The 12,693-nt window shown below is 59.4% G+C and carries 10 protein-coding genes; 7 read left to right on the plus strand and 3 right to left on the minus strand.

Annotated features, from left to right (window positions below; translation table 11 throughout):
- Position 1 precedes the first annotated feature (1 nt).
- Together J5274_RS23380 and J5274_RS23385 are read right to left on the minus strand one after the other, a co-directional pair.
- Positions 2–3,550: a molybdopterin cofactor-binding domain-containing protein gene (locus J5274_RS23380; protein WP_219275304.1), complete on the minus strand. Its 3,549-nt coding sequence runs from the start codon at positions 3,548–3,550 to the stop codon at positions 2–4.
- On the minus strand, positions 3,547–4,071 hold the full coding sequence (locus tag J5274_RS23385; protein ID WP_209185961.1) for a (2Fe-2S)-binding protein: 525 nt from the start codon (positions 4,069–4,071) through the stop codon (positions 3,547–3,549). The genes J5274_RS23380 and J5274_RS23385 overlap by 4 nt, the downstream gene beginning before the upstream one ends.
- A 357-nt stretch (positions 4,072–4,428) precedes the next feature.
- Between J5274_RS23385 and J5274_RS23390 the strand changes: the two genes are divergently transcribed.
- The 6 genes from J5274_RS23390 to J5274_RS23415 all read left to right on the plus strand — a co-directional run bounded on the left by J5274_RS23390 (position 4,429) and on the right by J5274_RS23415 (position 9,557).
- Positions 4,429–5,565 carry an FAD-dependent monooxygenase gene (locus J5274_RS23390; RefSeq protein ID WP_219275305.1) on the plus strand — a complete coding sequence of 379 codons (1,137 nt, stop codon included), beginning with the start codon at positions 4,429–4,431 and terminating at the stop codon, positions 5,563–5,565.
- Positions 5,562–6,362, plus strand: coding sequence for an alpha/beta fold hydrolase (locus tag J5274_RS23395; protein WP_209188139.1), 801 nt, complete (start codon positions 5,562–5,564; stop codon positions 6,360–6,362). Before J5274_RS23390 ends, J5274_RS23395 begins: the two co-directional genes overlap by 4 nt.
- 71 nt (positions 6,363–6,433) lie before the next feature.
- A complete protein-coding gene (locus J5274_RS23400; RefSeq protein ID WP_142831803.1) occupies positions 6,434–7,186 on the plus strand; it encodes an Asp/Glu racemase in 753 nt (250 codons plus the stop codon).
- A gap of 10 nt (positions 7,187–7,196) precedes the next feature.
- Entirely contained in the window at positions 7,197–7,838 is a 642-nt protein-coding gene (locus tag J5274_RS23405) for an N-carbamoylsarcosine amidohydrolase (protein WP_142831804.1), read from the plus strand.
- Positions 7,839–7,881: 43 nt separating this feature from the next.
- Complete coding sequence (locus J5274_RS23410) at positions 7,882–8,913, plus strand: leucyl aminopeptidase (RefSeq protein WP_142831805.1); 1,032 nt, start codon at positions 7,882–7,884, stop codon at positions 8,911–8,913.
- A 131-nt stretch (positions 8,914–9,044) separates the two neighbouring features.
- Positions 9,045–9,557, plus strand: a complete 513-nt coding sequence (locus J5274_RS23415; RefSeq protein ID WP_142831806.1) for a MarR family winged helix-turn-helix transcriptional regulator — start codon at positions 9,045–9,047, stop codon at positions 9,555–9,557.
- Between the two features lie 1,822 nt (positions 9,558–11,379).
- Here the strand turns inward: J5274_RS23415 and J5274_RS23420 are convergent.
- Positions 11,380–11,673 (minus strand): DUF982 domain-containing protein, encoded by a 294-nt coding sequence (locus J5274_RS23420; protein WP_307877647.1) that lies wholly within the window; start codon positions 11,671–11,673, stop codon positions 11,380–11,382.
- 307 nt (positions 11,674–11,980) lie between these two features.
- On the opposite strand from J5274_RS23420, the gene J5274_RS23425 reads away from it, so the two are divergent.
- Positions 11,981–12,409, plus strand: a complete 429-nt coding sequence (locus J5274_RS23425) for a MucR family transcriptional regulator (protein WP_209185963.1) — start codon at positions 11,981–11,983, stop codon at positions 12,407–12,409.
- Positions 12,410–12,693: the final 284 nt, after the last annotated feature.

Below are 12,693 nucleotides of genomic sequence, written 5' to 3' on the forward strand. Positions count from 1 at the left end.
CTCAGTGTGCGGCGGCAGGAACGCGTTGGATAGCGGCCGAAGCGTCGTTCCATGCCGGCTTGTCCGGTGCAAAACGTGCCCGCAGATAGTCGGTGAGATCTTTCAACTGGGTCTCGTCGAGCGTGTTGCGGAAGGACGGCATCGACATGACTTCGGGTGCCTCGCGCCCTGTCGTCGCGGCAAGGATAGCCGGCGCTTCGACGCCGCCGAGAATTGCTTGGATGACATTGTTGGGCGTATCGGCATGCAGGTTGCTGTTAAGCGCCAGAGATGACAGGACTGTGTTGCCGGCATGGCAGGTAGCACAGGCGCCGTTGAAGATCCGCTCGCCCTTCGGCGAAACCAACGCTGCGTCGCGCGTAGCGCTGTCGCTGGCAGCAATGGCGGTCTGGCTTTGAGCCGCGGCCCTGGCGGGATCGCCGTCCCCGTTGAGGCTGGCAAGATAGTTTGCCATCGCGCGGATATCCGAATCTGGGAGCGGCTGCATAACCTCCACCACATGGGCCATCGGACCGGCGGCACTGCCATGGTCACGCGAATGGCCGCGGCGCAGGTAGTCATAGAAGGCGTCTTCCGTCCAGCCGACGGGCCCCTTGGCCATCGCATTGAGGGCAGGGGCCTCCCAACCATCGACAAAGCCGCCGGACAGGTGGGCGCTTCCCGTCTTTTCGGCACCCAGCGCATTGCGTTCACTGTGGCAGGCGGAGCAGTGGCCGAGCGTCTCCACGAGATAGGCCCCCCGGTTCCAGGTGGCATCACGCGTCTTGTCGTAAGTCATCGCCGACGATTTCAGGAAGAGCGCATTCCATCCGGCCATCATCATCCGGATGCCATAAGGGAATTTGAGCCTCGTCTCTGGCGCCTTTTTGGAGACTGCTGTTTGCGTCATCAAGTATGCATAGAGCGCCTGTAGGTCCGCATCTTCCGCACCGGCAAACGATGTATAGGGATGGGCCGGGTAGAGGTGATGGCCATCGCGGCTGATGCCCTCGCGCATGGCACGCTCGAAGGCCGGATAGGACCAGCCCCCGATACCGTTGGTCACGTCCGGGGTGATATTGGTCGCGTAGACAGTCCCGAAGGCAGTATCGAACCGCCGCCCGCCGGCAAAGGGCGTTCCGTCACTGCCCACATGGCAGACATTGCAGGCGCCGACTGCCGCGGCCAGCCTACCTCGCTCGATGGTGGCGGCGCTGTAGACGTTCGTATCGGGTCTCTCGATGGTGGCGATGGCCGGGCGCCAGGGCGACGCCATCGTCGCCAGGCCGGCGATCGCCGCCACGGCACCAGCCGCAGACAGACCGAAGTTCCACCATCGCTTCTTGGGCGCAGACGTCGTGGTCGGCGCTGCGGACGCATCGCCCCTTAGTGCCGACAGCACCAGCTCCGGTGTCAGCGGCAGTTCGCGGAAACGGATGCCAGTCGCATCGTAGACCGCGTTGGCAATGGCCGAGGCACTGGGGACAGAGGCGGATTCGCCGACACCCAGCGGCGGCTCGTCCTGACGCGGCACCATCAGCACGTCGATATCGGGCAATTCCGGGAAAGTGATCAGCGGATAACCACCCCACTCCTTCGAGGTAACGGCGGTGGAGGAGAATTCGACGCGCTCCTTCAGCACGCGGCTGGTCGACTGGATGACGTTGCCATGGATCTGGTGCTTGACGCCGTCGGGATTGATCATCATCCCGGAATCCTGCGCGCACGTTACCTTCGTCACCGCGATCTCGCCGGTCTTGGTGTTGACCGCAACGTCGGCCACCCAGGCAGCCCAGGCAGCCGCCTTGCCGGGGAAGGGACCGTGGATATAGACGGCATAGGCAAAACCGCGCCCGTAGAGCAGGTCCCCTTCGCCACCGAGCGTGCCCCATTTGGTGTGAGGTACCCAATTGGCCCGTTCCGCAAGCGCATGAACCAGGTCGACCGCGCGGGTATCGTGCAGGTAGCGCAGACGGTATTCGATGGGGTCGACTCCGGCCGCGGCCGCAAGCTCGTCGATATAGCATTCATGCGCGAAGGTATTCGGCATGGCCGAGACGCCGCGAAACCACGAGGCGCGCGCGATCGGCGGCATGTCGTGCACGGTGACCCGTAGATTGCCGTAGGCATAGGGCGGGATCGCCGTGCGGTCGCCCATCTGGACCACATCCGATACCGGTGGCACCTTGCCTGTCAGGATCAGCGACAGGGTTGGCGCGAGATTGGACGGATAGCGCGTTTCGAAATCATAGGCGGATGGACCGCCTTCCAGATCGAGACCGCCGCGCACGTCCATCACCTGCGCTGCCCCCTTCGGTTCCCATGCATGCTCCTGTTCGCGTGTCAGCTGGACGCGTACGGGCGCCCGGACTGCCCGGGACAGAAGTGCTGCATCGGCGGTGACATCGTCGGCGCAGTTGCGGCCATAGCAGCCGGCCGCCTCCAGACGTTCCACCAGTATCCGATCTTCCGGCATATCCAGGAGCAGCGCCAGATCACGGCGCATCGGAAAGGGATTTTGCGTGCCGGACCAGACGGTCAGTCGGTTATCGCCATAATCCGCCACTGCGCATGACGGACCGATCGAGCCGTGCAGCTGGTAGGGCCAGACATAGGTGCGGTTCATCGGCTCGGCACTGCCGTCCAGCGCCATATCGACGTTGCCCCGATCGATCAGCTTGCGCGGGGTTGAGGTGTTGGCGCGTAGCGCCATCTCCGGCGCATTCAGATCCGGCCGTTCCGGCGGAGCGCGCCACACAACAACAAGCGTCTTTGCAGCCTCCATGGCGATTTCTTCGCGCGTTGCGACGACGCCGACGAAATCACCGATGGCCACGACGCCGACGACTCCGTCGATGTGGGCGATCGAGCCTTCATCTATGGAGATCAGACTGTTGCCGACGTGCTCGCCGTGATCGAAACCGGCATAGAGCGGCCGGATGACGCGGCCATGCAGCATGCCGGGCACGCGCACGTCGTGCACGTAGGTCCACTCACCGGTTGCTTTTGCCGGTATGTCCACCCGTGGCAGCGAGACGCCGACGATCCGGTAGGTCGATGCAAGCTTCAGCACCGCTGTCGCATCGATCGACAGTCGCACATGCTCGCCGGCCACGAGCTCTGCAAAGGTGAGGCTCCAGTTCTCTCCGCCGTCGGCGCGTATGATGCCGTCATGCAGGATGAGATGTTCGACCGCCGTGTCCTTCAGGGCCGCAGCCTTCGCCATCAGATGGTGTCGCGCGGTCGCGGCGGCCTGCCTCAGGGGCACCGCCGTGATCTGGATCGTCTCGCTCGCAATCGTGGCACCTTGGTTAGGCGCCGCAGAAGTCGCTCCCAGCACCATATCCACATGCTCGAAGGGTACGTCTAGTTCCTCCGCGACGATCTGCGCCAGCGATGTGCGGATACCCGTTCCGAGATCGACATGGCCGTTGAAAGCTTTGACGCGACCGTCCCGGTCGATGGCGATGTAGAGCTCGGCCTCGTCGCCCTGGAGTTTGTCCGAAACGACAAGAAGAATGTCGGAGTTCAAGAAATAGGAGGATTTCGGCGCTTCGCGTTGGGTGTTCATGGCGAAACCTCGTTTCGTGCCTCTGCCGATGCGCCGACTGCGCGATCAGCTTTGGCGTAGGCGACGGCGCGGCGTGCCGCAGCGAGTATTTCCATATGGGTGCCACAGCGGCAGAGATGATGCCGAAGAGCTTCACGAATATCGGTTTCGTCAGGCTCGGGGTTGGCTTCCAGCAGCCCGACGATGGCAATGATCATGCCGTTCAGGCAGTATCCGCACTGTGCGGCGGCCTCCTCGATGAAGGCGCGCTGTACGACATGCAGACAGCCAGACTTTGCCAGGCCCTCCAGCGTCGTCACCTGCCTGTTGCCCAACGCCTTCAGCGGCACGGTGCATGAGCGAACGGGCCTGCCATCCACCAGCACCGCGCAGGCGCCGCACTCACCGAGCCCGCAACCATATTTGGGGCCGTTGAGGCAGAGATCGTTTCGGAGAATATAGAGAAGTGGCGTTGCGCCACCCGCTTCGACGGCGATGACGGCGCCGTTGACGTTCAGGCTGAATGAGCCGACCTCCTTCAAGAGCCGGACTCCAAAGCACGGGCGCAGGCCGAAACCGGTCCGCCGGCACTCATGCACACCATTATGCTGCAGACCTCGCATCGAGGCCCGCAAAACATAATGACATGATCGAAAATCACGTCACGCATTTGCTGTTCCTTGCTCATTTATAAAGCGTATGCACTTTATATGACCGTTTCTCCGTGCTTGTGCACGTGCCGGCAAGCATGACGATAGCCATATTTTTGGGAAAAGCTAGCCGGATTTTTTGCAAAAATGCAAAAGCCAGACTTGCTATTTATAGCGTATGCGCTAAAAATTTCGTCACGTCTCGAATTGCAAGATTATGCGTCAACATGACAGCTAGAAGGGTCGGCCATGTCCAACGGTAAGGAAAAGATCGCGATTATCGGGGCCGGTCTCGGCGGCGCCGTGGCGGGAGCGTTGCTCCAGCAGGCGGGCTTCGACGTTAATATCTACGAGCAGGCCCCAAGCTTCTCGCGCCTCGGCGCCGGCATCCACATGGGGCCGAATGTCATCAAGATTTTCGAACGCCTCGGCGTTGCGGAAAAGGTCGTCAGTATCAGCAGCACGCCCAGCCACTGGTTCAGCCGCAACGGCATCAGCGGCGATTATCGCTCCCGCATTCCGCTTGAGGGATATGGCGCGACCTATTGCACCGTCCACCGCGGCGATCTCCAGGCAATCCAGTGCGATGTGCTGCGACCGGGAACCCTGCATTTCGGCAAGAAGCTGACACACATCGACGACAACGGCACGGACGTCCTGATCGAGTTCGAAGACGGCACATCGGTCAGGGCCGACATCGTCATCGGCGCTGACGGCATCAACTCTCGTGTTCGTGAAACGCTGCTGGGCGCGGAGAAGCCGAACTACAGCGGCTGGGTCGGGCACCGCGCGCTGATTTCTTCCGACAAGCTCAAGAAATACGACCTCACCTTCGAAGACTGCGTCAAGTGGTGGGGACCAGATCGCCACATGATGGTCTATTACACGACGGCCCGGCGCGATGAATATTACTATGTCACCGGTGTGCCGCATGCCGCCTGGGAATTCGAATCCGCATTCGTACCAAGCAGCCGCGAGGAGATGTTCTCCGAGTTCGAGGGTTACCACCCGATCATCCAGGCGCTGATCGAAAGCACGGATGAGGTGACTAAGTGGCCGCTCTTCAACCGCAATCCGCTGCCGTTGTGGAGCACCGGCCGCCTGGTGCTTCTTGGCGATGCCTGCCATCCGATGAAGCCGCACATGGCCCAGGGCGCGGCAATGGCGATCGAGGATGCCGCCATGCTAACGCGCTGTCTGCTGGAGACCGGCATCAACAACTTCGGCACCGCCTTCGCGCTCTACGAAGCCAACCGCCGCGACCGCGCGACGCGCGTGCAGACCGTGTCCAATGCCAATACTTTCCTGCTCAACCAGGAAGATCCGTCATGGGTTTACGGCTATGACCTTTACGCAGAACCGTTGAAAAGCGAGAAAGCAGCATGAGCAACGGCCCCCTCTACGGCGCGAACGTCTATGCCAACGGCATCCGCCAGCATTATCTCCGCTACGGCGGCAAGGGCCCCGTCGTCATCCTGATCCCGGGCATCACTAGCCCGGCCATCACCTGGGGTTTCGTCGCCGAGCGCCTCGCCGAAACGAACGATGTCTATGTCATCGACGTTCGCGGCCGCGGTCTCTCCTCCACCGGCCCGGACCTGGAATACGGCCTGGACGCGATGGCTGAGGACGTCGTCGGGCTTTCGCAAGCCCTCGGCCTCGATAGGCCGTCGGTTGTCGGCCACTCCATGGGCGCCCGTATCGCCATGCGCGCCGCCGCGTCGGTGCCGGGGGCCTTCTCCCGCCTGGTGCTTGTCGATCCCCCGGTTTCCGGTCCCGGCCGCCGGCCGTATCCGAGCAAGCTTGCCTGGTATGTCGATTCCATCACGCTTGCCGAAAAGGGCATCGATGCAGACGGCATGAAGGCATTCTGCCCAACATGGACGCTCGAGCAGCGGCAGCTGCGCGCCGAATGGCTGCACACCTGCTATCTGCCTGCCATCGTCACCGCATTCGAAGACTTCCACAAGGACGAGATATTCGGCGACTTCGGCAAGCTCAAGCAGCACACCATGCTGATGGTGGCGGGACGCGGCGGCGTGATCGAAACCGTGGACGAGCAGGAGATATCCGGCCTGAACGGCGCCATCGAGATCACCCGGGTGCCTGATGCAGGTCACATGATCCCGTGGGATGATTTCGACGGCTTCTTCGTCGCCCTTGGCGACTTTCTCTCCCGTTAAATGCGATGGTGGAGCCACCAGCTTCACCACTTGCCCGTCTTTCGCCTTCCATGCCGCAGAGGACTTCATCCGTGCAGAAATATTACCGTATCGGCCAGATCGTACCGAGTTCCAATACCACGATGGAAACAGAAATTCCGGCCATGCTGACCGCGCGCCAATCGATCCGGCCCGAGCGGTTCACATTCCACTCCAGCCGCATGCGGATGAAGAAAGTCGTCAAGGAAGAACTGGCGGCCATGGATGCGGAATCCGATCGCTGCGCCGTCGAACTATCGGATGCTCGCGTCGATGTGCTCGGCTATGCCTGCCTCGTTGCCATCATGGCGATGGGCCTCGGCTATCACCGCCAGTCGGAAAGGCGCCTGACCGGCCGCACGCAGGAGAACGGCACCGACATTCCCGTCGTTACTAGTGCCGGCGCCCTGATCGAGGGCCTGAAGGTGATGAAGGCGAAAAAGATCGCCGTCGTCGCGCCCTACATGAAGCCGCTCACCGAGCTCGTGGTGGACTACATCCGGGAAGAAGGCTTCGAAGTCATGGACTGGCGTGCGCTGGAGATCCCCGACAATCTCGATGTCGCGCGTCACGACCCGGAAAATCTTCCAGCCATCGTCCAGACGCTCGATCTCACGGATGTCGACGTCATCGTTCTGTCCGCCTGCGTCCAGATGCCATCGCTGCCCGTGATTGCCAAAGTGGAAGCCATGACCGGCAAGCCGGTGCTGACAGCCGCCGTTTCCACGACCTATTGCATGCTGAAATCACTGGGTCTGGAAGCTGTCGTGCCGGGTGGCGGCGCGCTACTGTCCGGCGCCTACTAGGAGGACGACGATGGAAACTGCCGAAGCCAACTATCAGGGTGTCTGGGGTAACCGCATCGGCTTCGGCCAGCGACCGGCGCTCCTCGTCATCGATTTCCTGAAGGCCTACACGATCGAAGGAGCGCCGCTCTATGCGCCCGGCGTGGTCGATGCCGTGGCGCAGACGCCCGAGCTCATCGCCTCTGCCCGCGCCGCCGGCATTCCCGTCATCCACACGCGCATCCTCTACCTTGCCGAAAATTGTGCCGATGGCGGCATGTGGGTCAAGAAGTCGCCGGTCATGAAGGCAATGGTCGAAGGCAATGTGCTTGCCGAATTCTGCGAGGGCGTCGAGCCGGCAGCGGGTGAGCTCGTTATCGTCAAGCAATATGCCAGCGCCTTCTTCGGCACCAGCCTTGCCTCCCACCTGCACGCCCAGGGCATCGATACCGTCATCATGGCCGGCTGCTCGACGAGCGGATGCATCCGCGCGAGCGCCGTAGATGCGGTGCAACACGGGTTCCGGGCCATTGTCGTGCGCAATTGCGTCGGCGACCGCCACCAGGATCCGCACAATGCCAACCTCTTCGACATCGACAACAAATATGGCGACGTCGTTTCGAGGGAGGAGGCGATAGCGGAAATCGCCAAGGTCAAACCCGGCTGTTCTTAACCGTCCGCATAACCTGAGCCTTCAACCAACAAGGGGAACGAGCATGGATCAATTCAGCTTCACGGAAATCTGCCTGCATCAGTTAAAGATGTCAGGTGTCAAGGAGGGCGAAAAACTCATCGTCCTGACACAGGGCAACGAACGCCTCGATTATGCCGATGCCTTCATGGGCGCTGGCATGCGCCTCGGCGCCAAGATGTATCACATGCGCTTGCCGCCGGTGCCACCAGCGGGTGCATGGGCAGTCGGCCAGACAGGTCTTGCCTCGATGCCGGACGCAGTGGAGGCGCTCAAGGCTGCCGACATGCTAATCGACTGCATCTTCCTGCTCTTCAGTCCCGAGCAGATGGCAATTCAGGCGGCCGGAACCCGCATCCTCACGGCGGTGGAGCCGCCCGAGGTTCTGGCCCGCATGCTGCCGACAAAGGAGTTGCGCGAGCGCGTCGAATTTGCGGGCGAGCTGCTTTCCAAGGCGAAGGTCATGCGCATTACCTCGCCGCACGGCACCGATGTCACTTACAAGCTCAACACCTATCCCGCCATCACCGAATATGCATGCACCGACGAGCCCGGCCGCTGGGACCACTGGCCGTCCGGGTTCGTCTTCACCGGTGGCGACGATGACGGCGTCGACGGCACCATCGTCGTCGCTCCGGGCGACATCCTGCTGCCGCAGAACATTTACGTGCGCGACCCCATCACCTATACGATCGAGAACGGCTGGATTACCGATATCAGGGGCGGCCTCGATGCCGATCTGGTCAAGTCCTACATGCAAGGCTTCGACGATCCGCGTGGGATGGGCATGAGCCACGTCGGCTGGGGCCTCAACCAGAACGCCAAGTGGCATCGCATGGTGCCTGGGGAATTCCCAGGTGGCATGGGCATGGAAGCCCGTTCGTTCTACGGCAACGTCATGTTCTCCACAGGCCCCAATAACGAGCTCGGCGGTCCAAACGACACAGCCTGCCATCTGGATATCCCGATGCGCGGTTGCTCGCTGTTTCTCGACGACGAGCCTATGGTTCTCAATGGCGATATCGCCGTGAGGGAAATGCAGTATATCCGCAAATAGTATAACAATGGCCCGCTCTGTCGTGTGAAGGGCGGGCCAAGCCGGCCGTATGGTGAATCGGCCCGGCTCGGGGATGTTCGGTTCGGGGCGGATCGTGTAAACCTGCCGCCAAACAGAGGCCTGGCGGTAAAATGAGAAAGAAAAGCAACGATCAATTGAAAGATGCCACGCCATCGCGCGCCGACTATAAAGTGACAGAGCAGGTCGGGCATCTCTTGCGAAAGGCATACCAACGGCACCTTTCGATCTTCCAGGAAGGTGCGATTGATCCTGACCTCACGTCGGTGCAATTCGTCACCCTGTGCGCACTGCACGATCTGGGACCACGTTCGCAGGTTGAGCTTGTGAAGGCCACCTCCGTTGACCAAGCGACAATCCGCGGCATCGTAGACCGACTGAAGGCGAGGGGGCTGATCGAACTTTCAAGGGATGAGGCAGATGGCCGCAAAGTTATCATCGGCATCCTGCCCAAGGGCGAGGCGCTCCTGCAGACCATGTATCCACAGGCGAGCCTGATCAGCGAGAAGACGATGGCGCGCCTCAATCCGGCCGAACGGGTGGCATTGCTGTTCCTGCTGCGCAAGATCGCGGAAGACGAACCGTCTGAAGAACAGTCGAAACCTCTTGAGAATCGCCCAAGCTGACCTGCCCATTCTCGCGAGAAATGGTTGCTCTCATGCGGCGTAGAACACCGCATTCATCCCGGAGCGCTGGGATAGCACTTGTTACAAGTGGCTATTGGATGTTCGCGTTCCAGGAGGCTCTGGTAAATTGGCTTGTCGGAGGTTATGTCGTCCCGACCAGTTTATCGGCAGTGTCTCACCTTGCCAATCGCCGCGGTGCTTGGCTACATGCAGAAGCAGCGTGAGCCCATGAGTGGCGGGCGGTAAATTTTCGGGGCACGTCCGGAAAGCTCAACACCGTCAGCGAGACGCTGACACTTGGCATTAGCAGCAAATCCATCGTCATCAACTGGGCTAGACCATTGGTTCGCGTGACAAACCATCTGGATTATTTCGGATCGCTTCAGGCTTTCACACCAGCGATGATCGGAGATGATATGGTCGGCAATAAGCCGTAACATTGCGGTGACGATGATTTCGTGGGGATGCTGTCAACCGGCATGTTGCTGAAGGAAATCCGGTGCGTCCAGGGTGCCATAAGTAGCCTGCCCGTAGGAACAGGTCTGTTTGACGAGACGCGTTGCCAGAATATCCCAAAGGTTATGCGTTCGGTGCTGTAGTAACCCCTTGATGGCGCCGGGGCCGGTATAGGGATTGTTAAATTCCATAACGTTGGATCATTGTTCCCAAGACCTTCCTAAAATTCCATTGAGTGGCAAGTCGCATTTTTACCGTTGTTACAAAGACGTACCAGGCGTCTTACCGAAACTTGCAATCGAGCACGTGAGGCTATCCACAACCAGCCGATCGCCACCGAAAACAACGGTTATGACGATCGCAACGCCCGTCTGACCGCGCTCGCTTGGATCCGAGACGGCCGCGCCTCGTTTTCCAAGGCCTCTTCCAAGGAAAACCTGTTCGACAAAGTCGCCAGAAACCATCCCAAGCAACTGAATATGCTGATAGAAAGGCCGATGTTCAATTAAGTCAACTGACAAGATTTGGTGCTCTCATGTAATCATTCGGTGACTGGATGAAGGGACTTAATATTCCACGGCTAGCAGGGGTGACTAAGCCCGCCAACTCCGATTCACTGTTTGTACCGTTGCCATGTCTCGAAATTTGGTGCGGCCGATAGAAGAGATGAGTATAATCGTGCTGCGGGTTGCCGAAGATTGAGAACAGGATCCAATCGCACCCATCGACCTTACGTTCATGACAGCAAGTCGTTGGCTGAACCGCTCGACCACCGCCATATCGCGCGAAATGAAAAGGTAGTAAAACCAGAGTTCGTCCTACAACTCGATCCTCGGATTGACGACCTGTGCTTGGAATGACACATCCAGCGCCGATGCGGCTCTATCGCCGATTATCCGCCATGGCGACACTTCCTGGGCCTGGGCAACAAAAAAGCGCTGCCGCTGACCGCCGGAGAATTCGTGCGAATAGCGATCGAGATGATCTTCGGTCAGGCCGACGCGCTGGTAAGGCCCGATGCCCCTGTCTCGAAGCGCCGCTTATTGACCTCGGATCAATACCACCGCTAGTGCTGGTTGGATGTTTCGCAGCTTGCGTTTCAGCCGGTTTTCAGGGGCGCGCACCGGAAGACAGGCAGTGCACCAGGACTTGGAAGACGATCTGCATATCCAACCGTGGCACTTGCAGCTGTCGTGCGCCAAGGGAACGGATACGCCTGGTCGGCAAATTCGACGGTGCCCAATCTAAGCTCTATCAGACGAACGATGAAGAGGCCGACCGTCAATTTGCGCAACCGGACCTGCAACCAGGCAGTCTTCGTTTCCCTCTGTCTATTCAGGATACTTCCGTTACGCATGGCGAGACGTTATATGGCTGCACTGACTAAAGAAATATGCCCAATATTTTCCTCGTCAGCGGCACGGATCAAAGCTGCGCGAACAAGCGCTGGCGGCGTCGCTTTGTAAAGCGCGTCATGGCAAGTCATGATCGCCTCAAAGTAACAGTCGCCGTCGTCAGTTGGCCATTCTCCCAACAACATTTCGGCTGCCTCATGCACCGTTCTGATGCTTTTGTATTTTTTATGACCCTTCAGGACGAGCCTGACGGTTGGAAACTGATTTGATGTGTGTCGCTGCATGCCAGATACGAGCTCCGCCATTAAGACAGCGATAAACAAGCAAGTCGCATGCCGAGACAGGTCCGGCGGCGATTATTTCGATGCGGCCACCTGTGGAAATTTACGGTTGGTTAACCAGCGCCAGACAAAACAGCTGAGTGCCGGTGACGTAACTGCCAAAACCTTTTTGTCAAAAGCGCCATCGGCGATTCGATCTTGGTCCCGGAAAACGGCTGCTCCAGGGCTACTCAATGTCACCCGCGGCACTTCGAATAGATCATGAGAAAGCCCGGTTTCAGCGGACGCCGTCCCCGATAGTGAACGCTCCCCTTAAGTGCACGGAGATTGAATGAGCAACGAAAATCGTATTGAAGACGCCGATAAGTTGGTTCAGTTAGCGGCGGCGATTACGGCAGCCTATCTGAGCAACCATGTCGTCCCCGTCAACGATATCGCCAATCTGATCATCTCGATCAAATCTGCACTTAAAACAAAGTCTGGAAGCGCCGTTCTTCCCGTCGCCGAAAAGCGAAAGCCCGCAATCTCCGTGAGGAAGTCGTTGCAAGATGACCGGATTACGTGCCTGGAATGTGGTGAAGCTTTCAAGTCTCTCAAACGACACATCATTACGAACCACGCACTTTCTCCAGAAGCATATCGTGTAAAATGGGCGTTGCCTGCCGACTACCCCATGGTCGCTCCGGCATACTCCCGGGCCCGCTCGCAACTAGCAACGGAAATGGGCCTGGGTCAGCGAAGGAAGAAGCGCTTAGTCTGAGCTCGTTGTTCGATTTTGCAAACGTTTCCTAGCTTAGCTTAGGGCTACAAAGCTTTGTATCGCTAGCGAGCCTCCAGTGCGTAGCTCCGGTGGGTGGTGAGGCCATAACTATCAGTCACCGAAAATTACCTCGAAGCAAAGCACGGCAAAAAATTTACTTTTGCGTCGCCCCAATTGTTGAGCCACCCGCTTGTGGGGCTATCAACGGCCCGTCCTTTTGAAAGACGTGATCCATCCACCACGTGAGCATGCTCCGCAAGTCCCGGCTTCCTTTTCAAATTTAA

Origin of the sequence: Rhizobium sp. L51/94 (genome assembly GCF_019355555.1) — a bacterium.
Taxonomy (GTDB): Bacteria; Pseudomonadota; Alphaproteobacteria; order Rhizobiales; family Rhizobiaceae; genus Rhizobium; species Rhizobium rhododendri.